This window comes from Streptomyces sp. R33, assembly GCF_041200175.1.
In the GTDB taxonomy this organism is placed as follows: Bacteria; Actinomycetota; Actinomycetes; order Streptomycetales; family Streptomycetaceae; genus Streptomyces; species Streptomyces katrae_B.
On sequence record NZ_CP165727.1, the window covers coordinates 1,091,354 to 1,115,103 of the forward strand.

Annotated in this window: 22 protein-coding genes and 1 pseudogene; 13 read left to right on the plus strand and 10 right to left on the minus strand. The window is 71.6% G+C overall.

Annotated features, from left to right (window positions below):
- Positions 1-56 precede the first annotated feature (56 nt).
- From AB5J51_RS05480 to AB5J51_RS05490, 3 genes are read right to left on the minus strand one after another with little or no spacing between them, the layout of a single operon-like run.
- Positions 57-803 (minus strand): metallophosphoesterase, encoded by a 747-nt coding sequence (locus AB5J51_RS05480; RefSeq protein WP_053789125.1) that lies wholly within the window; start codon positions 801-803, stop codon positions 57-59.
- Complete coding sequence (locus tag AB5J51_RS05485; protein ID WP_053789124.1) at positions 800-1,054, minus strand: BON domain-containing protein; 255 nt, start codon at positions 1,052-1,054, stop codon at positions 800-802. The genes AB5J51_RS05480 and AB5J51_RS05485 overlap by 4 nt, the downstream gene beginning before the upstream one ends.
- A complete protein-coding gene (locus AB5J51_RS05490; RefSeq protein ID WP_369777010.1) occupies positions 1,051-1,683 on the minus strand; it encodes a nucleotidyltransferase family protein in 633 nt (210 codons plus the stop codon). Before AB5J51_RS05490 ends, AB5J51_RS05485 begins: the two co-directional genes overlap by 4 nt.
- Before the next feature lie 264 nt (positions 1,684-1,947).
- On the opposite strand from AB5J51_RS05490, the pseudogene AB5J51_RS05495 reads away from it, so the two are divergent.
- A pseudogene (locus tag AB5J51_RS05495) lies at positions 1,948-2,648 on the plus strand (UdgX family uracil-DNA binding protein).
- Between the two features lie 268 nt (positions 2,649-2,916).
- A complete protein-coding gene (gene katG / locus AB5J51_RS05500) occupies positions 2,917-5,103 on the plus strand; it encodes a catalase/peroxidase HPI (RefSeq protein ID WP_369777011.1) in 2,187 nt (728 codons plus the stop codon).
- Positions 5,104-5,236: 133 nt separating this feature from the next.
- Here katG and AB5J51_RS05505 read toward each other — a convergent pair whose 3' ends face one another.
- Positions 5,237-6,028: an N-formylglutamate amidohydrolase gene (locus tag AB5J51_RS05505; RefSeq protein WP_369777012.1), complete on the minus strand. Its 792-nt coding sequence runs from the start codon at positions 6,026-6,028 to the stop codon at positions 5,237-5,239.
- A gap of 249 nt (positions 6,029-6,277) precedes the next feature.
- On the opposite strand from AB5J51_RS05505, the gene AB5J51_RS05510 reads away from it, so the two are divergent.
- The gene (locus tag AB5J51_RS05510) at positions 6,278-10,492 is read left to right on the plus strand and encodes a molybdopterin-dependent oxidoreductase (protein ID WP_369777013.1); all 4,215 of its coding nucleotides are present in this window, start codon (positions 6,278-6,280) and stop codon (positions 10,490-10,492) included.
- Between the two features lie 105 nt (positions 10,493-10,597).
- Here the strand turns inward: AB5J51_RS05510 and AB5J51_RS05515 are convergent, their stop codons facing one another.
- Complete coding sequence (locus AB5J51_RS05515) at positions 10,598-11,317, minus strand: TetR/AcrR family transcriptional regulator (protein WP_369777014.1); 720 nt, start codon at positions 11,315-11,317, stop codon at positions 10,598-10,600.
- A gap of 149 nt (positions 11,318-11,466) precedes the next feature.
- Here AB5J51_RS05515 and AB5J51_RS05520 point away from each other — a divergent pair, with 149 nt between their 5' ends.
- The gene (locus tag AB5J51_RS05520) at positions 11,467-12,498 is read left to right on the plus strand and encodes a medium chain dehydrogenase/reductase family protein (protein WP_053789117.1); all 1,032 of its coding nucleotides are present in this window, start codon (positions 11,467-11,469) and stop codon (positions 12,496-12,498) included.
- 86 nt (positions 12,499-12,584) lie between these two features.
- A complete protein-coding gene (locus AB5J51_RS05525) occupies positions 12,585-12,998 on the plus strand; it encodes an ATP-binding protein (RefSeq protein WP_053789116.1) in 414 nt (137 codons plus the stop codon).
- Positions 12,999-13,019: 21 nt separating this feature from the next.
- On the opposite strand, the gene AB5J51_RS05530 is transcribed toward AB5J51_RS05525, so the two are convergent.
- Entirely contained in the window at positions 13,020-13,562 is a 543-nt protein-coding gene (locus AB5J51_RS05530) for an isochorismatase family cysteine hydrolase (RefSeq protein WP_053789115.1), read from the minus strand.
- Positions 13,563-13,867: 305 nt separating this feature from the next.
- Here AB5J51_RS05530 and AB5J51_RS05535 point away from each other — a divergent pair, with 305 nt between their 5' ends.
- From AB5J51_RS05535 to AB5J51_RS05550, 4 genes are all read left to right on the plus strand, one after another.
- On the plus strand, positions 13,868-14,182 hold the full coding sequence (locus AB5J51_RS05535) for a hypothetical protein (RefSeq protein WP_053789114.1): 315 nt from the start codon (positions 13,868-13,870) through the stop codon (positions 14,180-14,182).
- Between the two features lie 70 nt (positions 14,183-14,252).
- Complete coding sequence (locus AB5J51_RS05540; protein WP_053788128.1) at positions 14,253-14,678, plus strand: secondary thiamine-phosphate synthase enzyme YjbQ; 426 nt, start codon at positions 14,253-14,255, stop codon at positions 14,676-14,678.
- 88 nt (positions 14,679-14,766) lie between these two features.
- The gene (locus AB5J51_RS05545) at positions 14,767-15,108 is read left to right on the plus strand and encodes a hypothetical protein (RefSeq protein ID WP_369777015.1); all 342 of its coding nucleotides are present in this window, start codon (positions 14,767-14,769) and stop codon (positions 15,106-15,108) included.
- A gap of 121 nt (positions 15,109-15,229) precedes the next feature.
- Entirely contained in the window at positions 15,230-15,430 is a 201-nt protein-coding gene (locus tag AB5J51_RS05550) for a hypothetical protein (RefSeq protein ID WP_369777016.1), read from the plus strand.
- 9 nt (positions 15,431-15,439) lie between these two features.
- On the opposite strand, the gene AB5J51_RS05555 is transcribed toward AB5J51_RS05550, so the two are convergent.
- Positions 15,440-16,852: a short-chain fatty acyl-CoA regulator family protein gene (locus AB5J51_RS05555; protein ID WP_369777017.1), complete on the minus strand. Its 1,413-nt coding sequence runs from the start codon at positions 16,850-16,852 to the stop codon at positions 15,440-15,442.
- Positions 16,853-17,217: 365 nt separating this feature from the next.
- On the opposite strand from AB5J51_RS05555, the gene aceA reads away from it, so the two are divergent.
- From aceA to AB5J51_RS05570, 3 genes are all read left to right on the plus strand, one after another.
- Positions 17,218-18,504, plus strand: coding sequence for an isocitrate lyase (gene aceA, locus AB5J51_RS05560; protein WP_369777018.1), 1,287 nt, complete (start codon positions 17,218-17,220; stop codon positions 18,502-18,504).
- A 355-nt stretch (positions 18,505-18,859) separates the two neighbouring features.
- Positions 18,860-18,994, plus strand: coding sequence for a hypothetical protein (locus AB5J51_RS05565; protein ID WP_369777019.1), 135 nt, complete (start codon positions 18,860-18,862; stop codon positions 18,992-18,994).
- Complete coding sequence (locus tag AB5J51_RS05570; RefSeq protein ID WP_369777020.1) at positions 18,991-19,869, plus strand: 3-hydroxybutyryl-CoA dehydrogenase; 879 nt, start codon at positions 18,991-18,993, stop codon at positions 19,867-19,869. Before AB5J51_RS05565 ends, AB5J51_RS05570 begins: the two co-directional genes overlap by 4 nt.
- Before the next feature lie 146 nt (positions 19,870-20,015).
- Here AB5J51_RS05570 and AB5J51_RS05575 read toward each other — a convergent pair whose 3' ends face one another.
- Both AB5J51_RS05575 and AB5J51_RS05580 read right to left on the minus strand, forming a co-directional pair.
- Positions 20,016-20,921 carry a hypothetical protein gene (locus AB5J51_RS05575; RefSeq protein ID WP_369777021.1) on the minus strand — a complete coding sequence of 302 codons (906 nt, stop codon included), beginning with the start codon at positions 20,919-20,921 and terminating at the stop codon, positions 20,016-20,018.
- A 283-nt stretch (positions 20,922-21,204) separates the two neighbouring features.
- Positions 21,205-21,909 carry a class E sortase gene (locus AB5J51_RS05580; protein WP_369777022.1) on the minus strand — a complete coding sequence of 235 codons (705 nt, stop codon included), beginning with the start codon at positions 21,907-21,909 and terminating at the stop codon, positions 21,205-21,207.
- Positions 21,910-22,036: 127 nt separating this feature from the next.
- On the opposite strand from AB5J51_RS05580, the gene AB5J51_RS05585 reads away from it, so the two are divergent.
- Positions 22,037-22,984: a 5'-nucleotidase gene (locus tag AB5J51_RS05585; RefSeq protein WP_053788123.1), complete on the plus strand. Its 948-nt coding sequence runs from the start codon at positions 22,037-22,039 to the stop codon at positions 22,982-22,984.
- Between the two features lie 31 nt (positions 22,985-23,015).
- On the opposite strand, the gene AB5J51_RS05590 is transcribed toward AB5J51_RS05585, so the two are convergent.
- Entirely contained in the window at positions 23,016-23,633 is a 618-nt protein-coding gene (locus AB5J51_RS05590) for a CatB-related O-acetyltransferase (protein ID WP_369780223.1), read from the minus strand.
- Positions 23,634-23,750: the final 117 nt, after the last annotated feature.

Sequence of the window (23,750 nt, forward strand, 5' to 3'; positions counted from 1 at the left end):
AGGCACGCAGGGAGGTGCTCAGTTCGAGGGCTCGCCTCGTGGCGCCGGGGCCGCCCTCACCGCGGGCGGACCTGCCCGTTTCCGACGCCGAGGTGGTAGACGGCGAAGGCCCGGTCGATGACCGGCATCGCCACGTTGCGCACCCGTACTCCGCCTGCTGTCAGGCCGTGCTCCGTGCCGAGGTGGGCATGACCGTGGACGGCGAGATCGGCACCCGCCTCGTCCATGGCCTCGGCGAGCAGATAGCTGCCGAGGAACGGGAAGATCTCCGGGGGCTCGCCCGCAAGGGTGTCGGGCACCGGCGAGAAGTGCGTGAGGGCGATCCGCACATCGCTCCCCGCCTCGCGCAGCTCCCGCAGCGACCGTGCCAGTCCGTCCGCGCACCGCCGGGTGTACCGGACGAACGCCTTCATCTCGGGTTCGCCGAAGTCACTGGCGCAGCGCCCCGCGAAGCCGCCGCCGAAACCCTTCGTCCCGGCGACGCCGACCTTCGTACCGTCGATGTCGACGAGCACGCCGTCACACTCCAGGACGCGTACGCCACCCTCGTTCAGCTCCCGTGTGAGGGCGTCCTGCTGGTCACTCTGGTAGTCGTGGTTGCCGAGCACCGCGATCACGGGTACGGGCAGCCCGGCCACCTCGCCGGCCACCACCCGGCCCTCCTGCGGGGTGCCGTGCCGGGTCAGGTCGCCGGCGAGCAGCAGCAGGTCCGCGCAGCCCGCGAGGGTATCGAAGGCGGGCCGCAGCAGGCCCTCGCTGCCGGGGCCGAGGTGGATGTCTCCGACGGCTGCGACCCGGATCACGGCAGTTCCTCCGAATGGTCGGGAGGTCCGGGGCAGCTCACGGTGACGTCCTCGTGCCAGAGCACGCCCGCCAGCTCTTCTCCGGCGATCCGCAGGACCGCCGCCCGGCAGTCGGCGCTGTTGACGCTTCCCCGGACCAGTGCGCCAGCGCCGCGGGCCTCGACCCGTACGCCGAGTTCTGAGATCTCCTCGCGCGCCAGGCGGTCCCGTAGGTGCTCGAGCCGGTACTCGATGAATTCGGTCGATGTCACGAGGCGTCCTCCCGCCGGTCGAAGTCGACGACGTGGAGCCGTTCGAGGAGGTACAGGAACGCGTCGGACAGTGGTGCATCCCGGTGTTCCCGGTTCATCCGGTCCCAGTCGATCTGCTCCCGCAGCATCCGGGCCATCGGCAGCAGGTCCCCGAAGTCGCAGTAGTGCTCGCAGAGCGCGGTGAGGCGGGCGTCCATCAGATCGGTGGGCGCCAGTACGGGCATCCACACCGAGTCGACCGGCCGGACCTCCGCCCGGGCGAGCAGTTCCGTACTGACCGGACGCCGCGCCAGCTCGAAGATCAGATCGATCTCCTCCCCGCCGGAACGCCCTTTGACCAGCCAGTCCTCGGGTGCCCGGCGCATCGCGATGCCCCCTTCCTCCAGTGCCTCGATGACCACTCCCGAGTCCTCGGGCCGGACGCAGAAGTCCGTGTCGTGCTGGAAGCGAGCCGGGAGGCCGTGGGCGAATGCGGCCACGCTGCCGGCGAGGGCGAACGGCTTTCCGGTCGTCTTGAGGAGCGCGGCCACATGTTTGGTGGTCTCGAGGATGGCCTGGGTGTGGTCGCGCGGCAGCCGCCCGCCGCCGGGGGAACCGGGCGTCTCGGACGGAGCGGGCCCTTGCCGCACAGGGGGGAGAACGTCATCTCTCACGGCACGCCTCACGGGATCGCGTCACGGGGTGCGCCTTGCCGTCCCGGCGCCGCTCAAACCCGCAGGACAGGGTCGGTTGGGAAGCGCGCCTTCGGGTGAGCGAGTAGCCGCCGAGGAGGACCCTGCGCGGTTCAAGGAGGTTTCCGGCGTGCGGCGGCGGGGAGACGCCGACTGCCGCCCCGCGGTCGTGTCGGACGCGGGGCGGACCAGGACGGCCCACCACGGGGAAGTGGTGAAACCATGGGGCCCGGTACGAGGGCACGGGCGACGTCCGCGTCGCCGGCAGGGCGGGAGCAGGGGCAGGAGTACGACGCGAGCCCCTATCTGCCGCGCCGCGGCGGTTTGGCGGCTCTGCGCCGGGCGTCCGCCGACTGTCGTGGATGCCCGCTCTTCCAGGACGCCACACAGACCGTGTTCGGGGCCGGGTCGCCCACGGCTCGGCTCTTCCTCGTCGGAGAGCAGCCGGGCGATCAGGAGGACCGGCAGGGTGAACCGTTCGTGGGGCCGGCCGGCCGACTGCTGCGGCGTGCGCTGGCCGAGGCGGGCCTCGGTGGCGAGGAGGTCTACGTCACCAACGCCGTCAAGCACTTCAAATTCACCACGGCCCCGCGGGGCAAGCGCCGTATCCACAAGGCGCCGAGCCTGCGCGAGATGACCGCCTGCCGGCCGTGGCTCGCGGCGGAGCTGCGTCTGGTCTCCCCCCGGCTGGTGGTCGTACTGGGCGGTACGGCGGGCAAGGCGCTCCTCGGGAACTCTTCAGGGTGGGCGAGGAGCGCGGCATCCTGCGGCCGATGCCCTCCTTGGAGGAAGGCGAGGGCGAGGGCGGCGGCCTGCTCCTGACGACGGTCCACCCCTCCGCCGTACTGCGGGCCGACGACCGGGAGGCCGCCTTCCGCGGTCTCGTGGCCGATCTTTCGGTCGCGGCGTCCGCGCTCGACTGAGGCGCGGTGGAGCGATTGCCGGATGTCCGCGTCCCTTTCAGGCGCTCTCACGCCGCGCAATGATCACGATCATCTGAATAGCGCTCTTCCCCTGCGCGAGTTCTTCTTAACGCAGCGGCGCCCTGCGTGTTCTCGTCGCCGCGCGGTCCACGGTGCGCGACCATCAGGACGCCGACATCCGGCGGGCGCCACGGCGCGCTACGAGCGTGGGTCGCAGTGTTCGACACCAGCAAGGAAAAGAAACACCGAGACAGGAAGAAGGGCGGACGTGTCCGGCAGCGAAAGCGAAAACCCAGCAATCCCCTCCCCCACCCCCACGCCGACCCGCCCCAGGACGAACCGGGACTGGTGGCCGAATCAGCTGGACCTGCAGGTCCTCCACCAGCACTCGCCCCTGTCCGACCCGATGGGCGAGGACTTCGACTACGCGAAGGAATTCGCGACCCTCGACGTCGATGCGCTGAAGCAGGACGTCTTCGAGGTGATGACGAACTCCCAGGACTGGTGGCCTGCCGACTACGGCCACTACGGGCCGCTCTTCATCCGGATGAGCTGGCACGCCGCGGGCACGTACCGCATCGCCGACGGCCGGGGCGGTGGCGGCGCCGGATCCCAGCGCTTCGCGCCCCTCAACAGCTGGCCGGACAATGCGAGCCTGGACAAGGCCCGCCGTTTGCTCTGGCCGGTCAAGCAGAAGTACGGCCGGAAGATCTCCTGGGCCGATCTGCTGATTTTCGCCGGAAACTGCGCCATGGAATCGATGGGGTTCAAAACGTTCGGATTCGGTTTCGGCCGGGAGGACACCTGGGAGCCCGAGGAAATCTTCTGGGGGCCCGAGGACACCTGGCTCGGAGACGAGCGCTACGCCGGTGACCGGGAACTCACCGGTCCTTTCGGCGCCGTGCAGATGGGCCTGATCTACGTCAATCCGGAAGGGCCCAACGGCAACCCGGATCCGCTGGCCGCCGCCAAGGACATTCGCGAGACGTTCAAGCGCATGGCCATGGACGACGAGGAAACGGCTGCGCTCATCATCGGCGGACATACGTTCGGCAAGTGTCACGGTGCCGTCGACCCCGCCTACATCGGCCCGGAGCCCGAGGCCAGCCCCCTCGAGCAGCAGGGCCTCGGCTGGCGGAACACGTACGGCAGCGGCAAGGGCGTCGACACGCTGACCAGTGGGCTCGAGGGCGCATGGACCTCCGAGCCGACGAAATGGGACAACGGGTACCTGGACAACCTGTTCAGGTACGACTGGGAGCTGACGACGAGTCCCGCCGGTGCGCAGCAGTGGACTCCCACGGATCCGTCGGCCCGGGACACCGTGCCCGATGCCCATGATCCGTCGAAGCGGCACGCGCCGATGATGCTGACGACGGACCTCGCGCTGAAGCTGGACCCGGTCTACGCGCCGATCGTGAAGAGCTTCCACGAGAACCCGGACAAGCTCGCGGTGGCCTTCGCCAAGGCCTGGTACAAGCTGCTGCACCGCGACATGGGACCCCTCTCGCGCTACCTCGGCCCGTGGATCCCCGAGCCGCAGCTGTGGCAGGACCCCGTCCCGCCGGTCGATCACGAGCTGGTCGGGGACGCGGACATCGCCGCCCTCAAGAGCAGGATCCTCGCCTCGGGGCTGTCCGTCCCGCAGCTGGTCACCACCGCCTGGGCGGCGGCGGCGAGCTTCCGCGGCACCGACAAACGGGGCGGGGCCAACGGGGCCAGGATCCGGCTCGCGCCGCAACGGGACTGGGAGGTCAACGCCGTACCCGAGGTGGCCCGGGTACTGCAGACCCTCGAGCAGGTCCGGCAGGAGTTCAACGGCTCGGCCGGTGCCAAGAAGGTCTCGCTCGCGGACCTGATCGTCCTGGGCGGGTGCGCGGCGGTCGAGCAGGCCGCGAAGAACGCCGGGTACGAGATCACGGTCCCGTTCGCACCCGGGCGTACGGACGCCTCGCAGGAGCAGACCGACCTGGAGGCGTTCGCCGTGCTCGAACCCCCGGCGGACGGGTTTCGCAACTACCTGCGGGAGGGGGAGAAGCTGTCGCCGGAGACCCTCCTGCTGGACCGCGCCAACCTGCTGACGCTCACCGCTCCCGAGATGACGGCGCTGATCGGCGGCATGCGGGCCCTGAACACCGGCTTCGGGCAGTCCCCGCACGGTGTCTTCACGGACCGGCCGGAGACGTTGACCAACGACTTCTTCGTCAACCTGCTCGACATGGGCACGGAGTGGAAGCCGTCGGCCTCGGCCGAGAACGTGTTCGAGGGCAGGGACCGCGCCACGGGCGAGGCCAAGTGGACCGCCACCGCCGTGGACCTCGTCTTCGGCTCGCACTCCCAGCTCCGCGCCCTCTCGGAGGTCTACGCGTCCGAGGACGGCGAGGAGAAGTTGGTGCGTGATTTCGTGGCCGCGTGGGACAAGGTGATGAACCTCGACCGGTTCGACCTCTCCTGAACCCCGGCCCAAGGTCCCGGTCGGCCGTGCACCGGCCGGCCGGGACGTCGGCCATGTCTCATCTCCGGTCCGGCCGGCTGCGCCTTGGGATGCCCTCACCCGGCGGTCCGCCGTCACGCAGGGTGGAGTCCCGTCACCGGGCCGCCCCGTCCACGAGAGCGGCCAGCGCCTGCGCCAGCGCGTCGAGTCCGGTGCCCGCCGCTCCTCCCGGCTCGCTCATGTAGACGTCCCGCCGGATCTCCACCATCAGCGCGCCGACCCGCGCGTCCTTCCCGTAGTGGCGCAGCGGCACGTACGTTCCCGCGAAGGGGCTGTCCAGCCCCGTGCCGCCGAAGCCCGCGAACGCCTGCCGCGCCGCGTCGAGCAGGGGGCGGGGCGTGTGGAAGGCGTCCGTTCCGATGCAGATCGGCGGGCGCGGACCGTCGCCGTGGAGCTCGTAGGGCAGCGCCTTCGCCGGGTACGAGTGCACGTCGAGGATCACGGCCCGCCCGACGGCCGCCAGCCGCTCCTCCACCGCGTCCGTCATCGCCTGCGCGTACGGGTGGAAGTACCGCTCGATCAGCGGTCGTCCGTCGAAGTCGGCCGGGCGGAGCTCTTCGCGGTGCGTCGTCCGGGTGTAGACCGCGCCCATGCCCCGTGCCAGCATCTCCTCCCGCTCGTCGGGGAACCGCTCGGGGTCGATGACCAGCCGCGACAGCCGGTTCTCGAACCTCCAGGGGGTGACGCGGGCGGCCCCGGCCGCCCGCGCCGCGATCTCCGCCGTGTGCGAGTCGGTGATGTAGTCCAGTTCCCTTTCGAGTGCCCCGTCGTCCAGCAGGATCCCGGCGCGGACGTCCGCGGGTATGGCACGGGACGAGTGCGGAACGTGGAGTATCACGGGTGAGTCGGGAGCTCCTGGGTGGAGGAGGGCGGCTGCGTCGCTCATCTGTTCCTCACTGCGTGTCGCGTACGGATCAAGGTGCCATCGCCATCATGTCCGGCCGGCGGGGATCCCGTGGCACGTGCCTCACCTCCCGTGGTGATCTTGGCGCAGATGGTTGTAACCCCCGGGTGGCGCCCCCCGTCACCTGTACGCAACACGGACTTTCTACGTTGGGCCGTAACGGGACCGACCTGCACACGGCCGCAGCGGCCCCGGGCGGTGGGGTCGGCCGGCGGCGCGAGGAGGTCTGCTGTGGCGGAGGCGAGGGCCGCGACCGGTCGGCAGGTGCGTACGGTCTGCTCCTACTGCGGCGTCGGCTGCGGGGTCGTACTGGACATCGCCAGTGGCAGCGACGGGCGCCGTACGGTGGCCAAGGTAAGCGGCGACAAGCAGCACCCCGCGAACTCCGGACGCCTGTGCACCAAGGGCGCCACGCACGCGGACATGCTGGCCGCGCCCGGCCGGCTGGAGACCGCGCTGATCCGCGGCGAGCGGGGCGCCGGGCCCGCCACCGTCGCGGTGGACACGGCCGTCGCCGAGACGGCCCGCCGCCTGCGGAAGATCCTGGACGCGCACGGCCCCGACGCACTGGCGCTCTACGTCTCCGGTCAGATGTCCCTGGAGGCCCAGTACCTCGCCAACAAGCTGGCCAAGGGGTTCCTGCGGACGAACCGGATCGAGTCCAATTCGCGGCTGTGCATGGCGAGCGCCGGCAGCGGCTACAAGCTCTCGCTCGGCGCCGACGGGCCGCCCGGCTCGTACGAGGACTTCGAGCGGGCGGACGCGTTCTTCGTCATCGGCGCCAACATGGCCGACTGCCACCCCATCCTCTTCCTCCGGATGATGGACCGCGTCAAGGCCGCCGGCGCCAAACTGATCGTGGTGGACCCCCGGCGCAACGCCACCGCCGACAAGGCCGACCTGTTCCTGCAGATACGGCCCGGCACCGATCTGGCCCTCCTCAACGGGCTGCTGCACCTGCTGGTCGAAGGCGGCTGGACCGACCCGGACTTCATCGCCGAGCACACCGAGGGCTGGGAGGACATGCCCGCCTTCCTGCGGGACTACCCGCCCGCGAAGGTCGCCGAGATCACCGGCATACCGGAGGCGGACATCCGGCTGGCCGCCCGCTGGATCGGCGAGGCGGGCGAGTGGACGAGCTGCTGGACCATGGGCCTCAACCAGTCCACCCACGGGACGTGGAACACCAACGCCCTGGTCAACCTGCACCTGGCCACCGGCGCCATCTGCCGTCCCGGCAGCGGCCCGTTCTCCCTCACCGGCCAGCCCAACGCCATGGGCGGCCGCGAGATGGGCTACATGGGGCCCGGCCTGCCCGGCCAGCGCTCGGTCCTGGTCGACGAGGACCGCGACTTCGTCGAGAAGCTGTGGGGCCTGCCGGAGAACACGCTGCGCACCGACGTCGGACGCGGGACCATCGAGATGTTCGAGCAGATGGCCGCCGGCGAGATCAAGGCGTGCTGGATCATCTGCACCAACCCGGTCGCCTCCGTCGCCAACCGCAGCACGGTCATCAAGGCGCTGGAGACCGCCGAACTGGTCATCACCCAGGACGTGTTCGCGGAGACCGAGACCAACGCCTACGCGGACATCGTGCTCCCCGCCACCCTCTGGGCCGAGGCGGACGGCGTGATGATCAACTCGGAGCGCAACCTCACCCTGGTGCAGGGGGCCGCCGACCCGCCCGGCGAGGCCCTGCCCGACTGGCAGTTGATCGCCCGGGTCGCCTGCGCGATGGGATTCGCCGAGGCGTTCACGTACAGCTGCGCCGAGGAGGTGTTCGAGGAGCTCCGGCAGGCCTGGAACCCGAAGACCGGCTGGGACCTGCGCGGTGTCACGTACGAGCGGCTGCGCGCGAGCCCGGTGCAGTGGCCGGCCGCCCCGGGCGGGCCGGACCGCAACCCGGTCCGCTACCTCAACGACGGCCTCAGCCAGACCCCGGTGGAGCGCCCGGACGGCAGCCGTCCCCGGCTGGTCTTCCCCACGGAGACGGGACGGGCCGTGTTCTTCGCCCGCCACCATCTCCCGGCCGCCGAACTCCCGGACGACGACTATCCGTTCGTCCTCAACACCGGCCGCCTGCAACACCAGTGGCACACCCTGACCAAGACCGGCAAGGTCGCCAAGCTCAACAAGCTCGCCCCCGGGCCGTTCGTGGAGATCCACCCGCAGGACGCGGCCGCTCTCGGGATCGCGGCGGGCGACGGGGTGGAGGTGGCCTCACGGCGCGGGCGCGCCGTGCTGCCCGCCGTCGTCACCGACCGGGTCCGGCCCGGGAACTGCGTCGCCCCCTTCCACTGGAACGACCTGTTCGGCGAGTACCTCAGCGTCAACGCCGTCACCGACGACGCCGTCGACCCGATCTCCTTCCAGCCCGGGTTCAAGATGTGCGCGGTGACCCTGACGAAGACACGGGTCCCGGTTCCGGTGGCCGTCCCGGCCGCCGAGCCCGGCCTCATCGCGGCCGCGGCACACCCGGGCGGTGCCGTTGCGACGCTGACGCGTCCCGTTACCGCGCCCGCACCCGCACCCGCCTCACCGGCGGCACTCACCTCCTTGTTCGGGCTGGACGGCCACACGCCGCCCGAGCTCTCCGACCGGGAACGCCAGTACCTCGCCGGATTCCTCGCCGGGCTCGCCTCCTCCCCGCCCGGCGCGGGCGTCCCGGTCCTGCCTGCCGGCGCCCCCTTCGAGGCGGGGCACGCCCTCTGGGTCGACGGAGTGCTCGCCGGCGCGTACTCGCGTACGGCGACGGCCCTGGCCGCCACGCCTCCGGCCGCTCCGGCACCGGCTCCCGCCGCACCGGGCACGCCGGCCCGGCAGACCGTGGTCCTGTGGGCTTCCCAGACGGGGAACGCCGAGGACCTCGCCGCCACCATCGGAACGGAACTGACCGGCAGCGGCTCCGCGGTGACCGTGCACGGCATGGCGGACCGCACCCCCGCATCCCTCACTCCCGGCACGGATCTGCTGGTCGTCACGAGCACGTTCGGCGACGGCGACGCCCCGGACAACGGAGCCGCGTTCTGGGAGGCCCTCGTCTCGTCCGACGCGCCCCGGCTCGAGGACGTCCGGTACGCCGTCCTCGCGCTCGGCGACTCGGCGTACGACGCCTTCTGCGGCCACGGCCGCCGGCTCGACCGGCGCCTCGAAGAGCTGGGGGCCCGGCGCCTCCTGCCGCGCGTGGACTGCGAGCCCGACTACGAGGAGCCCGCCGCCCGGTGGCTGGAGCGGGTGCGCGACGCGCTGGCGGCCGCCCCGGAACCCGCCGCCCCGGAGCCCGCCGCCCCGCATCCGGCGACGGCCCCGGGGCCGTCCCGTCCGGTGCCGGACAAGAACTCCCCCTACGCCGCCCGGCTGTCCGGCAATCGGCTCCTGAGCCTGCCCGGCGCCGCCAAGGAGGTCCGCCGGTTCACCTTCGACCTGGGCGGGGACGGCCCGGCGTACCAGGCGGGTGACGCCCTCGGCGTCCTGCCGGTCAACTGCCCCGACCTGGTGACGGAATGGCTGGCCGCCACCGGTCTCGCCCCCGACGCGGAGGTCGCCGTCGCCGGGCAAGTCCCCCTGCCCTTCGCCGAGGCGCTGCACCGGCACCTGGACATCACCCGTCTCACGCCCGACCTCCTGCGGTTCGTCACCGAGCACACCGGCGACCGCAGGCTCAAGCAGCTGATGCGCCCCGACAACAAGGACGGCCTCGCCCGGTGGGCCTGGGGCCGGCAGCCCGTCGACCTCCTGGCCGAGTTCCCGGTCCGCCTCAGCGCCCAGGAGTGGGCCGAGCGCCTCAAACGCCTCCAGCCGCGCCTTTACTCCATCTCCTCCAGCCCCCTCGTCGACCCGCGCGAGGTGAGCCTGACCGTCTCGGTCCTTCGCTACGAGGGGCCGGGCGGCCGGCAGCGCAAAGGAGTCGCCTCCACCTTCCTCGCGGACGCCGAACCGGGCACCCCGGTACCGCTGTTCGTACGGCGATCGGCCCACTTCCGCCCGCCCGCGGGCGCGGACACACCGGCGATCATGGTCGGTCCGGGTACCGGCATCGCCCCGTTCATGGCCTTCCTCGAACACCGCCGCGCCCTCGGGCACCACGGCGGCAACTGGCTGTTCTTCGGCGAACAGCGCCGGGCCACCGACTTCCACTACCGCGAAGAGCTGGAGGAACTCCACAGGCACGGCACGCTCACCCGCCTCGACCTGGCCTTCTCCCGCGACCAGCGCACCAAGACGTACGTCCAGGACCGCATGCGCGAGCACGGCGCACAGCTGTGGTCATGGCTCCAGGACGGCGCCCACTTCTACGTGTGCGGTGACGCGAGCCGAATGGCGAAGGACGTCGACCGGGCGCTGCGCGACATAGCGGTGGCGCACGGCGGCCTCGACGAGGACGAGGCCGCCGCGTACCTGAAACAGCTCTCCGCCGACAAGCGGTACGGCCGCGACGTGTACTGAGCGCCGGGGATCCCGGTAGGGAGGCACGGGTGATGTGACTCGCGGGGCGTCCGGCGTCGTCCGGCGACCGACGCCGAGGGGCTGCTCACACGGGGTGCGTGCGCGTCAGCGGGTGGTCAGGCCGTCCACCTCGGCCGCGAAGAGCAGGGCGGGGTCCAGGCCCATGCCGGTGAAGTGGCCCGCCAGCTCCAGGGACAGTACGCCGTGCAGGCGGCTCCAGAACTCCAGGGCCAGGCGCAGGGCCGACGGCGGGGCGTCCGGGTGGCTGCCGGCCCACTCCCGGTGGCCGGCCAGGCGTCCCTCGAAGGCATGGGGTTCCACACCGGGGGCGGGGTCCGGTCCGGCGGCGGTGCAGGCGTCGAGCAGGACGGACATCATTTCCGAGGCGATCGCGGTGATGTCCTGCGGCGCGTTGTAGCCGGGTACGGGGGTGCCATAGATGAGGAAGTAGCGGTGCGGGTCCTCCAGCGCCCAGCGGCGGAGCACCTGCGCCAGAGCGGCGAGCCGGGCTCGCCCCGCCCCCCGGTCACCCCCCTCGCCCCCGTCGCCCCCGTCGCCGACGGCGATGAAGGCATCGGCGAGGCTGCGGTAGGCGTCGCGGATGAGTTCGGTGATCAACTCGTCGCGGTTGGCGAAGTACCGGTACAGCGCCGGCCCGCTCATGCCCATCTGCTTGGCGATCGCGTTGAGGGAGAGCGCCGAGGCGCCGGTGCCGGCGATCTGCTGCCAGGCCTTTTCCTTGACCTCCTCGCGCACCTGCTGCCGGTACCGCTCACGGGGGGTCTTCGCACTCCCGGTCATTCCCGCCGCCCTCTCGTCGCCCATCGCCACATGGCGGATGGTTAGAGGCTATCACCATCGACAGGGCCCCTCGCGATCGGACGAGCCACCCCCTTGACACCGGCGATACGGCTGCCCATTCTTGTTACAGCTTCTAACGAACGCGATATGGCGAAACCAGCTGGAGGGTCATGATGAACACCGCCGAGATGATCGAGATCGTTCTGCCGGGCAAGGTCGAGCCGGAAGGCCTGGAGCTGCACCGCGGACCGGTCCCGGTCCCGGCAGTCGGCCAGGTGGTGGTCGCGATGGAGGCGACGGGCGTGTCCTTCGCCGAGCAGCAGATGCGCCGCGGCCGGTACTACGACCAGCCCGCGTTCCCCTTCGTCCCCGGATACGACCTGGTCGGCACGGTGCTGGCCGTGGGCGAGGGCGTCGGCTCCGGCCTGCTCGGCCGCCGGGTGGCCGCCCTGACGAAGACCGGAGGCTGGGCGAGCCACATCGCCCTCGACGCCGCCGACGTGGTGGAGGTACCCGAGGGCGTCAGCCCGGTGGACGCGGAGACCGCGGTCGTCAACGGCGTCACCGCCTGGCAGATGCTCCACCGCAAGGCCCGGGTCCGCGCCGGCCAGACCGTGCTGGTCCACGGCGCCAACGGCGGCGTCGGCTCGATCCTGGTCCAGCTGGCGCTCGCCGCGGGCGCCCGGGTGATCGGCACCGCCTCGACCCGCCACCACGACGCACTGCGCGCCCTCGGGGTGGCCCCCGTCGACTACCGCTCCGGCGACGTTCCGGCACGGGTACGAGCCCTGGCGCCGGGTGGGGTGGACGCGGTGTTCGACCACGTCGGCGGCGAGGGCATCGTGGATTCCTGGCGGCTCCTGGCCCCCGGCGGCACGCTCGTCTCATACGGCAGCGCCGCCACCCGCGACGACGAGGGCTCCGGCTCGTCGCCGATCCTCAAGCTCCTGGGCCGGGTGTGGCTGTGGAACGCACTGCCGAACGGCCGCCGTGCGTACTTCTTCAACGTGTGGGCCGGTCGCGCCTACGCAAAGGACCGCTTCCGGGCGCGCCTGCGCTCCGACCTCACCCAGGTGTTCACGGCGCTGCAGCGCGGTGAGATCACCGCGAAGGTCGCTGCCGAGATCCCGCTGGCCCGCGTCGCCGAGGCGATGCGCCTGGCCGAGTCCGGGACGGTCGCCGGGAAAGTCGTCCTCGTCCCCTGACCCGGCACACGGATGTGTGTGGGCTCGCCCCTGGCGGGCATGCGCCTCTACACAAGAAGGAGACAACTCCTCAATCGGAGCCCGTGATGACTCCCTCGTACGCTCAGCCCCGGCGGCACCTCGACCTGCCGCCCGACACCAGCGCGGCCGGCCGCGCCCGGGACGCGACCTCCCGGTTTCTGCAGAGCGCAGGCGACCAGGGGCAGCCGGTGCACCCGGCCGCCGCGGACGCCGCCGTGCTGATCGTGACCGAGCTCGTCACCAACGCCGTGCGGCACACCGACGGCCCGTGCGCCCTCGATCTCGTCCTGCACGAGGGTCTGCTCGACATCGACGTCACCGACACCAGCTCGGCCCCGCCCGAGATCGTGCGGCCCCACGTCCACGGCAGTGGCGGCTGGGGCTGGATCCTCGTCCGCCACATCGCGCAGGACGTCGACGTCAAGCCCACACCCACCGGCGGCAAGCGCGTTCACGCCTGCATAGCCGTCGCCTGGTGACATCGCGTCCGCCCCGCCGTTTCACCCGGAGAAGGTGATGTCGTCTGCGGAGCGGATGTCCGCCGCCATGTTGATCTGCATCATCCGCAGCGCGGCATCGGCCAGGTCCTCGTGGATGTGGGCGACGGCGTCCCGTACGACGGTCACGTCGAGGTGGCGGATGTGCGCGTCCAGGGCGGAGTAGAGCACGCACTGTTCCGTCACCTGCCCGCACAGGATCAGGTGGTCCACGTCCAGCTCCCGCAGCAGATAGGCGAGCGGCGTCTCGTAGAAGATCGAGTGCCGTGCCTTGACGATGAACAGCGCGTCGCTGTCGGGCGCGACGGGTTTGACGAGATCCGCGTGCGGGCCCGCCAAGGCCCTGTCCAGGATTTCGCCGTGGTGGGAGCGCCACTGTCCGAAGTTGTCGTTCACGTAGACCACCGGGACGCCGTTGCGGCGGGCCCGGGCCAGCAGCGCCCTGACACCGGGCAGGGCGCCGCGAACGGCGGGCAGCAGCAGCTCCGCATCGTCATGGTCATAGGTGTTGATCATGTCGATGACGATCAGCGCCTGGCCGGCCACCGCTCTCCGCCTCGGCTCGTGCCCGCGCCGCGTCACCGGCCGGGGGCGTTCGTGGAAGCACGGGTCATGGCAGGTCTCCTTGGCTCGGATCGACGCGCGCGCAGCCCGGCCGCGCGCGTGGGGTTCAGCGTCATACTGCGAGCCGTCGCCGCGCACCGCCCGCCGGGATCCCCCAACCGGCGGCGTCGCCCGTTCGGCCTCGCCGCCGTGCCGGGCGCGCCCTGCGCCGCGGCGACCACGCGGGAACGCCGGACCCGCCGTAACGTGGAAGGGTCAGTGGACTCCGCGGTGAGGGGCGATGCGCCATGACCTGGGCTTCGTGGACAACGACAGGGGTGTTCGCCGGACGCGGCGGAGTACACACCGAGGAGGCGGGGGTCCTCAGCGGGGACCTGACCGTGCATACGACCTGGTCGGGCCAGGAGGCCCAGGTGGCCGTGCAGTACAGCGGCGGTTCGGACTGGTTCACCGTCACCGGCAGTCCGGTCCCCTGTGCGTCCGAGGACTACAGCCGACTCCTGCACCAGGCCGTGGTGGACGCCGTACGCATCGGTGGCGCAGCCACCGTCCCCCGCAACCTGCCCGCAGACGCTCGCGGGCGCGGGACGGGGCCGGCCTAGGCTCACGCGTACGGCGATCCTCGAGGCGCGGCGGCGCGGTCAGGGCGCGGTGCCCGGTGAGGATGGGGCCATGGCAGACACCTTCACCACACGCACCCTCGATGTGACGACGGGCTCCTCGGAGACCGTGCACGACCTGACCGCAGCCTGTACGGAGTTCCTGCGGGACGCCTCCCGTGGCCGCGACGGACTGCTCAACGTGTTCACCCCGCACGCGACGGCCGGGCTGGCCGTCATCGAGACGGGCGCCGGCAGCGACGACGACCTGCTGGAGGCCCTGCGCACCCTGCTGCCCGCCGACGACCGCTGGCGCCACCGGCACGGTTCCCCGGGGCACGGCCGCGACCACGTACTGCCCGCGTTCGTACCGCCGCACGCCACGCTGCCGGTCGTGCAGGGCAGGCTGGCGCTGGGTACGTGGCAGTCCGTCGTACTGGTCGACACCAACCGGGACAACCCCCGCCGCACGGTACGCCTGTCCTTCCTGTCGTCTTAGCCGTCGCCCGGTCCTCGATCGGGGGACGCACGGCGGCTCCTCCCTCTACACCCTCGACACCGAGGCTCTCGGGGCCCTCGCACCCGATGTGGTCCTCACGCAGGACCTGTGCGACGTCTGCGCGGTCTCCTGCGCGGAGGTGAGCCGGGCGGTGCGCGTCCAGGGGGCCGGACCCCGGGTGCTCAGCCTCGAACCGCGCACCTTGGACGACGTACTGGACTGCCTGGTCACCGTGGGCGAGCTGCTGGGCGTACGGGACGTCGCGCAGGCCCGGCGCGAGGCCCTCGCGACCCGGCTGGAGGCCGTCCGCACGCAGACGGTCGGGCGGCCGCGGCCCCGGGTGGTGGCGATCGAGTGGCTCGATCCGCTCTGGCCGGCCGGGCACTGGGTGCCGGAGCAGATCACGTACGCGGGCGCGGCGAGGCACTGATCGCCGCGCCGGGCGAACACACCCGGCCCATGGACTGGGACACGGTCCGGGCGGCCCGTCCGGACGTGCTCCTCCTGCTGCCTGCGGGTTCAGCCGGCAACGCACGCTGCGCGAGCGGGAGTTGCTGACCTCGCTGCCCGGCTGGGACGAGCTGGCCGCGGTACGGGCCGGCGAGGTGTGGGTGCTCGCCGGGCCCGCGTACTTCAACCGGCCGGGCCCGCGGGTGGTGCGCGGCGCGGAGGTCCTGACGCACGTCCTGCACGGGATCCGGGCCGGGGAGCCGGTGACGCGGGCGGAGGCCTTCCGGCTGGGCTGTTCCTGAGCGCCGGCCCTACTCCGCCACCCGGTAGGGGACGAAGGTGCTGCTGTTCTCGTCGACGGCCAGCGGGCGCCCGAGGGGTGGGACGGCGCGCTGCGGGCACTCCAGGCGCTCGCAGATCCGGCAGCCCATGCCGATGGGCGTGTCGGCGGAGGTGTCGTCCAGGTCGAGGCCGTCGGAGTAGACGAGCCGCGCGGCGTGCCGGATCTCGCAGCCGAGGCCGATCGCGAAGGTCTTGCCGGGTTCGCCCCAGCCGCCCCGGTGCCGGGTGACGGCGCGGGCGGTCCACAGGTAGCGCTGCCCGTCCGGCATGGCGGCGACCTGGACGTGGATGCGGCCGGGTGCGGCGAAGGCCTCGTACACGTTCCACAGCGGGCAGGTGCCGCCCGCACGGGAGAAGTGGAATCCGGTCGCGGACTGCCGCTTGGACATGTTCCCGGCGCGGTCGACGCGCACGAACGAGAAGGGCACCCCGCGCAGCCTGGGGCGTTGGAGGGTGCTCAGGCGGTGACAGACCGTCTCGTAGCCGAGGCCGAAGTGGTCGGTGAGCCGCTCGATGTCGTAGCGGAATCCCTCGGCGGCCGTGTGGAAGGCGCCGTACGGGAGGATCAGCGCGGCGGCGAAGTAGTTCGCGATGCCGATGCGGGCGAGGCCGTGCGAGCTGGAACCGGCGGGGAAGTCCTCGGCGGCGAGCCGGTCCAGCTCGTCCCCGTACTCGAGCAGGGCCAGTTGCGTGGCCATCCGGAAGGCCTGCTGGCCCGGCCTCAGACGGGCGGACAGCTGGAGCACGCGGCCGGATTCCGTGTAGTGGTGCAGCCGTTCGGAGCCGGCCGCCGAGCCACCGGCGACGGCGATCCGTACGCCGTGCCGGTCCGCCAGCCGGGCGGAGAGGGCGCGGACGACCTCGCCGGGCCGGATCCCGAGGGCCCGGGCCAGCTCCTCGGCGGCGAGGTCGGTGTCATGCAGGTAGTTCTGGCGGCGGTAGAAGAACTCGCGGATCTCCTCGTGCGGGGAGAGGGGCCCGCCGCTGCCCCCGCCGCGGCCGTCCGCGGCACCGGCCAGACCCTCGGCCAGCAGCCGGCTGCGTCGCCCGAGGTCCAGCAGCACCTGCGCGACCGCCGGCATACGGGAGGCCAGTTCGGCGAGGTCGGAGGCCGAGACCCGGGCCTCGGCGACCTCCCCGGCCAGCGCTTCGCGCAGGTCCGCGACGAGGCGGCTGGTGTCCCGTTCCGAGAAGAAGCCCGGATCGACGCCGAAGGCCTCGGTCAGCCGCAGCAGCACGGGCACGGTCAGCGGGCGGGAGTCGTGCTCCATCTGGTTGAGGTAGCTGGGCGAGATCGCGAGCACCCGGGCCAGATCGGCCTGGCTCATCCGCCGCTCCTCGCGCAGCCGCCGCAGCCGTGCCCCCGCGTACGTCTTGCCCACCGTGCCCCCTCGTGTCCTGCGGCCGGCCCCGGAGTCCGTGTCCAACGGCCTTAGCAGACTTGGCAAACCAGCGCGAAAAGATGCGCAGAACTTAGCAGACGTCCCTTCTTGATGGCACTGGGTGTCATTGGGAGAGTCGTCCTGCGGCCCGCCGACCGGGCGGCCGGCACGGAACCACCGGGCACGAATTCATGCCCTGATGTCGGTGATCCCGGCAGGTTCCGGCTGGGGTTCGACAACATTGCTCAGCTCGTTCCACGTACGGACGGCGGGCCGCGACCACTGTGAACGGCACATAGTGCCAAGCCTTTGCATCTTTGGCGTACAGGCGCAGCTCATTCGACATCCTGGAGACGGTGACGGTCATGGCAGACACGAACACGACGGCAGCGGCAGCGGCACTCGCCGGGCGCTGGGCGAGCGACCCGCGCTGGGCCGGCATCGAGCGGACCTACTCCGCCGAGGACGTCGTCCGGCTCTCCGGCAGCATCCGCGAGGAGCACACCCTGGCCCGGCGCGGCGCCGAACGGCTGTGGCGCGGGCTCCACGAGCGGGACTACGTCCACGCGCTCGGCGCCCTCACCGGCGGCCAGGCCGTCCAGCAGGTCCGGGCAGGCCTCCAGGCCATCTACCTCTCCGGCTGGCAGGTCGCCGCCGATGCCAACCAGGCCGCGCACACCTACCCGGACCAGAGCCTCTACCCGGTCAACTCCGTCCCCCAGGTGGTCCGTCGGATCAACAACGCCCTGCTGCGAGCCGACCAGATCTCCACAGCGGAGGGCGCTGCGGACGGCATCGACTGGCTGGCGCCGATCGTCGCCGACGCCGAAGCCGGCTTCGGCGGTCCGCTGAACGCCTTCGAGCTCACCAAGGCCATGATCGCGGCGGGCGCGGCGGGCATCCACTACGAGGACCAGCTCGCCTCCGAGAAGAAGTGCGGCCACCTCGGCGGCAAGGTCCTCGTTCCCACCGCGCAGCACATCCGCACCCTGAACGCGGCCCGCCTGGCCGCCGACATCGCGGACACCCCGACCCTGATCATCGCCCGTACGGACGCCCTCGCCGCGACCCTGCTGACCAGCGACGTCGACGAGCGCGACGCGCAGTTCGCGACGGGTGAGCGGACCGCCGAGGGCTTCTACCGCGTCCAGAACGGGATGGCGCCGGTCATCGCCCGCGGCCTCGCCTACGCCCCGTACGCCGACCTCATCTGGGTCGAGACCGGCACTCCGGACCTGGCCCAGGCCCGCGAGTTCGCCGAGGCCGTCCACGCCGAGTACCCCGACCGGATGCTGGCCTACAACTGCTCGCCCTCCTTCAACTGGAAGGCCGCCCTGGACGACGACCAGATCGCCAAGTTCCAGCGGGAGCTGGGCGCCATGGGCTACCGCTTCCAGTTCATCACCCTGGCCGGCTTCCACTCCCTCAACCACGGCATGTTCGACCTCGCCCGCGGCTACGCCGAGCACGGCATGACCGCGTACGTGGACCTCCAGGAGCGCGAATTTGCCGCCCAGGAGCACGGCTTCACCGCCGTCAAGCACCAGCGCGAGGTCGGCACCGGCTACTTCGACCTGGTCTCCACCGCCGTCAACCCCGCCTCCTCCACCACCGCGCTCGCCGGCTCCACGGAGGAGGAGCAGTTCCACTAGCAGCCCGGCAGGTCCCGCGAACAGCACCGCTTCGCCGGCCCGCCCCGTCGGCCCGTGCTCCCGGAGGGCCGGACGCACCGTCCCGTCCGGCCCTCCCCTCCCCCTGGAGGAGACCCACCATGTCCACCCCTGCACTGACCCACGCGGTACAGGTCCACGGAGCGCCGGGCGAGCGCCACGAGGAGATCCGCCCCCCGCGGCCCTGGACTTCATCGGCCGCCTCGACGCGGCCTTCGCCCCGCGCAGCCTCGAGCTCTTCGAGGAACGGCAGCGCCGCTGCAGCAACCTGGCAGCCGGCTCGCGGCTGGACTTCTCCCGTGCCACCTCGGCCGTCCGCGCCGACCCCGGCCGGCGGGTGGTCCCGTCCGCACCCGGCCTGACCGACCGCCGCGTCGAGATCACCGGCCCGCCGGACCGCAGGACGACCGTCAACGCCCTCAACGGCCACCGCACCTGCCACCTCGTCCGCCGTACGGAGGTCCGCTCATGAGCACGCTCGGCTCCGAGATCCGTCGCATCGGCATCGTCGGCTGCGGCCGGATGGGCGCCGGAATCGCCGAAGTCTGCGCCCGCGCCGGCCTCGACACGGTCGTCTGCGAGGCCGACGCCACGGCGGCCCGCGCCGCCCGCGAGCGGGTCGCCGTGTCGCTGGAACGCGCCGTGCAGCGCGGCAGGCTCGACCGGATCTCCGCCGAGGCCGCGCTGGCCCGCCTGCTGTTCACCGGGGACCTCGAGGATCTCGCGGACCGGCAGCTGGTCATCGAAGCCGCCGTGGAGAACGCCGACGTGAAGAAGGAGATCTTCAGCGCCCTCGACAAGCTCGTGGAGGACCCGGGGGCGATCCTCGCCTCCAACACCTCCGCCATCCCGATCATGACCCTGGGCATGGCCACGGGCCGCGCCGACCGCGTGCTGGGGGTGCACTTCTTCAACCCCGTCCCGGTCCTGCCGCTGGTCGAGATCGTCTCCTCCCTCCACACCACGGCGGACACCGCCGGCACGATGGAGTGCTTCCTACGCGAAACGCTCGGCAAGACCACGATCCGCTCCCGGGACCGGTCCGGCTTCGTGGTCAACGCACTACTGGTCCCCTACCTGCTGTCGGCCATCCGGATGGCCGAGTCCGGCTTCGCGACGGCCGCCGACATCGACGCCGGCATGGTGCTCGGCTGCGCCCACCCCATGGGACCGCTGAAACTCGCCGACCTCATCGGCCTCGACACCGTCGCCGCGATCGCGGAGTCCCTCTACGCCGAGTTCAAGGAACCCCTGTACGCCCCGCCGCCGCTCCTCCGCCGGATGGTCCAGGCAGGGCTCCTCGGCCGCAAGACGGGGCGCGGGTTCCACACCTACGACCGGGGCTGAGGGGCCCCGGTCAGCGGTCCGGGCCGAGGGTGCCCCGGCTGCTGAGGGCAAGGCGGGGCGCGACGAGTGGTGTCGTCGCGCCCCGCCTTGCCCTTGATCACCTTGCTGCGGTCCGCACCGGCGGAGGACCCGGGCCACCGGCCGGGTCAGACGCCGCCCTCGATGAGCGACCAGCCGGATGAAACGTCGGGGAGCGGGCCGACGTTGGCGTAGTCGCCGTTGACGAGCGTCGACGTCCAGGCGGTCCCGTCGTTCTTGTAGAAGAACAGGCTGTCCGAGGTCCGGCCCACCTTGTCCCAGATGCCGGAGGTGCCGATCTTGCGGAAGTCGATGCCCGAGCCGTCGGTGGCGTCGGACACCCGGAACTCGAGTTGGCCGCCGGTCTTCGCCAAGGACAGCACAGAGTCCTGAGTCGCGGTCAACTGCCCCAGGTAGTCGTCCTTCGGGATGCTGCCCGTGTCCCGGTAGACGCCGTTCTTGAGGGTCCCGAAGCCCACGTTGCTCCAGGGGGAGCTCGACCCGTGCCTGGCCGCGGCGACCAACGTGTCGCACGAGGCGGCCATGGTCCCCCAGCCCGTGCTGAAGTTGTCGTACGCGCGCACCTGTCGGAACGCGCCGTTCTTGAGGGTGCCGGTGACACCGTGGCCTGAGTTGCCGTTGTAGAAGATCACGGAGTCGCCGGACGCCTCGATGAAGGTCCAGCCCGTGGAGAAGTCCTCGAACGTCCGGGTGCGGTTGTACTGCCCGTCCCTGAAGGTACCGACCTCCGCGTCCCCGGTGTTCTTGTCGTACAGCAGCAGCGAGTCGCGGCTCGCTGCGGCGTGCGTGTAGCCGGCCGGGAGATCGAGCGCCCCCTCGTACTGCCAGCGGCCGGCGGAGAGGGTGCCGGTGCCGGCTTCGCCGCTTCCGGTCTTGTAGAACAGGATCGAGGTGCTCGGCGTCGTCCGGTCGCAGAACGCCGAAGCGGCCGTCGCGGGCGTCGCCGGACCGGCCAGCAGGACGGCCGTCGCGGACGTGGCAGTGGCCAGTGCGGCCACCAGGGATTTCTTCATGTTCTCCCCGCTTCCTCGCACGGGGGCGCGTCCGGCACCGGGGCGGGTGCGGCCGGCCATCGGGGCGCGCCGGAATTTCCCGCGCCGCAGCCGTGCACGATCTGAAGGAGGACGCCCTCACGCGCGGCCGGCCCGCTTCCGCGGCACCGGCCCGTCGCCGCTGCCGAGCTCGTTCCGCGCTCGTACCGAGACGTCCTCGTTCATCGTGCGCTGCCCACGACCGCGCCGCATCTCGGTGCGGCGGCGGGCGTCGCCGGCGGCCGTAGCCGGGACCGTGGCAGTGTCAGCCGGCGGGCGGGGCTCCGGCGGTTTTGCGCAGAACCCCTATCTTGTCGATGCGGTGCTCGGGGTTGCCCCGGGCATCGCTCCAGAAGTTGCCTTCGGCGTGGTCCTCCGGCGTGGCGCAGGTCGAGATCGTGATCATGGCTTGTGCGGGGCTCACCCCGGGCGCCCCGGGCACTGCGGCGCGCTGTCCGCTCAGCGAGCTCTCCGAGCGGAAGGACGTCTTGCGGGTCGCGACGATCTCGTACGTGTAGACCGTCCCACCCGCGGTCACGAGAACCGTGTCGCCCTCGTCGACGGAAGGCAGGTCGTGCAGTGGACCGCCCGCCGACAGGCGGTGCGCTGTGACCAGGAAATTGCCGATCTGACCGGGGCCGACTCCGCCCCGCTCGCCGTACGGACTGGCCGCCACGCCGAGGTCCTGGATACGGGTCCCGGGCGCGTCGTCGGTGGTGCCCTCGTACGGCACCACGCGCAGCCCGGCGATACCGGCAGAGGGTATGGACAGGGTGGAGACCTGGGTACGGACGGCAACGCCGGGGCCCGCGGGCGGGGCCGCCGCCCGGGCCGGAGCGGGTACCGCTGCCGTCGTCCGCGGTGGGGCCACCGGACCGGCGGCAGCCGAAGGTGCGCACGCGGCCGACAGGGCGGTCACGGCCCCGGCCAGTACGGCGGGCACGGCTCGGGACGGGAACGGCAGGAGCATGGGCGCCAGAGTGACATACGGGGCATGAGGTTGATAAGGGTCCGGGTCTGTGACCTCCCTCCCGTGGCCGGTCCCGGCCGCCGGTGGAGCCGGGAGCAACGGAAAGCAGTGCCGACAGAGGAGTGCCATGAAGTACGACCTGTCCGACCGCTTGGTGGTCGGGATCGCCTCCAGTGCCCTCTTCGACCTGACCGACTGCGACGCCGTGTTCCGGGAGCGAGGAGAGGACGCCTACCGGAGCCATCAGGAGACTCATGTCGACGATGTGCTGGGCAAAGGGGTGGCCTTCCCCTTCGTCAGACGCCTGCTGTCGTTGAACGACCTCTCGGATCCGTCCGATCCCTTGGTCGAGGTCATCATCCTTTCCCGGAACGACCCGGACACCGGCATGCGCGTCATGCGTTCGATCAAAGCGCACGACCTGCCGATCAGCCGCGCGGTCTTCCGGCAGGGTCGACCCTCACACCGCTTCATGCCGGCGCTGAACATGTCGCTGTTCCTGTCGGCCAACGGACCTGACGTCCGCGACGCGGTCGCAGAGGGACTGCCGGCGGGTCATGTACTCCAGACAGCACGAATCGACGACGAGACCGACCGTGAACTCCGCATCGCCTTCGACTTCGACGGAGTGGTGGCAGGCGACGCCGCCGAGCGGATCTACCAGAGCGGCGGTGTCGACGCGTTCCGTGCGCACGAGGTCCGCAATGCCACCACCCCCCACGATCCGGGCCCGCTACGGGACTTCCTCGCCGGCATCAATCGCCTCCAGCGCCGCGAGGAGGAGCAGCGCCGCAACGATCCGGCCTATCGGCCCCGCGTTCGGGTGTCCCTGGTCACCGCTCGGGATGCACCGGCACACGAACGCGCCGTCGCGAGCCTCAAAGGGTGGGGACTACGGGTCAACGACGCCTTCTTCCTCGGCGGTATCGACAAAGCTGCGGTCATGAAAGCGCTCGACCCGCACATCTTCTTCGACGACCAGGTCTCTCATCTGAACGCCACGGCACCGGGCACCCCCAGCGTTCACATCCCCTTCGGAGTGGTCAATACGACCCCCCGGACAGCGGAAGGGTGAGGAACGGCCGTCGGGTCGGCAGGGCTCCCGCTCACGTGCGCCGGGGCCCGGCCGGGGCGGCGGCTTCCAGGTCGTCGATGCTGCCGGACATCACGGTGCGCACGTGCCGGGTCAGGTGCTCGGCCGGCCAGTCCCACCAGGCGAGGGCGAGGAGGCGGGCGACGTCCGCCTCGCTGTACCGGGTTCGGATCAGCCGGGCCGGGTTGCCGCCGGCGATGCCGTAGTCGGGGACGTCGTCGACGACGACGGCTCCGGCGGCGATGATCGCGCCGTGGCCGATGCGCACTCCGGGCATGACCGTGGCACCGTGGCCGAACCAGACGTCGTTCCCGACGACGGTGTCCCCGCGGCCGGGGAGGCCGGTGATGAGATCGAAGTGCTCGGCCCAGCCGCCGCCCATGATGGGGAACGGGAAGGTCGAGGGGCCGTCCATACGGTGGTTGGCACCGTTCATGAGGAACCGGACGCCGGTGCCCAGAGCGCAGAACCTCCCGATGATCAGCTTCTCCGGCCCGTAGTGGTAGAGCACGTTGCGCGTCTCGAAGGCGGTGGGCTCGTCCGGATCGTCGTAGTAGGAATACTCGCCGACCTCGATCAGCGGAGACGTCACCAGCGGCTTCAGGAGCACCACGCGCGGCTGTCCGGGCATCGGACGGAGCACCGAGGAGTCGGGCGGAACGAGATTCACGGTGGAACCACTCCAGACGGTCTGTGCGTGCGTGGACAGTACGCCCATGATCCCGGACGTGGCGTCCGGCACGTCGGC

Excerpts from the sequence above, each read along its gene's own strand:
- AB5J51_RS05505 (WP_369777012.1), bottom strand. The coding sequence starts at position 6,028 with ATGAGCGACGCAGCCGCCCTCCTCCACCCAGGAGCTCCCGACTCACCC.
- AB5J51_RS05515 (WP_369777014.1), bottom strand. The coding sequence starts at position 11,317 with ATGGGCGACGAGAGGGCGGCGGGAATGACCGGGAGTGCGAAGACCCCC.
- AB5J51_RS05520 (WP_053789117.1), top strand. The coding sequence starts at position 11,467 with ATGAACACCGCCGAGATGATCGAGATCGTTCTGCCGGGCAAGGTCGAG.
- AB5J51_RS05525 (WP_053789116.1), top strand. The coding sequence starts at position 12,585 with ATGACTCCCTCGTACGCTCAGCCCCGGCGGCACCTCGACCTGCCGCCC.
- AB5J51_RS05535 (WP_053789114.1), top strand. The coding sequence starts at position 13,868 with ATGACCTGGGCTTCGTGGACAACGACAGGGGTGTTCGCCGGACGCGGC.
- AB5J51_RS05540 (WP_053788128.1), top strand. The coding sequence starts at position 14,253 with ATGGCAGACACCTTCACCACACGCACCCTCGATGTGACGACGGGCTCC.
- aceA (WP_369777018.1), top strand. The coding sequence starts at position 17,218 with ATGGCAGACACGAACACGACGGCAGCGGCAGCGGCACTCGCCGGGCGC.
- AB5J51_RS05570 (WP_369777020.1), top strand. The coding sequence starts at position 18,991 with ATGAGCACGCTCGGCTCCGAGATCCGTCGCATCGGCATCGTCGGCTGC.
- AB5J51_RS05575 (WP_369777021.1), bottom strand. The coding sequence starts at position 20,921 with ATGAAGAAATCCCTGGTGGCCGCACTGGCCACTGCCACGTCCGCGACG.
- AB5J51_RS05580 (WP_369777022.1), bottom strand. The coding sequence starts at position 21,909 with ATGCTCCTGCCGTTCCCGTCCCGAGCCGTGCCCGCCGTACTGGCCGGG.
- AB5J51_RS05585 (WP_053788123.1), top strand. The coding sequence starts at position 22,037 with ATGAAGTACGACCTGTCCGACCGCTTGGTGGTCGGGATCGCCTCCAGT.
- AB5J51_RS05590 (WP_369780223.1), bottom strand. The coding sequence starts at position 23,633 with ATGCCCGGACAGCCGCGCGTGGTGCTCCTGAAGCCGCTGGTGACGTCT.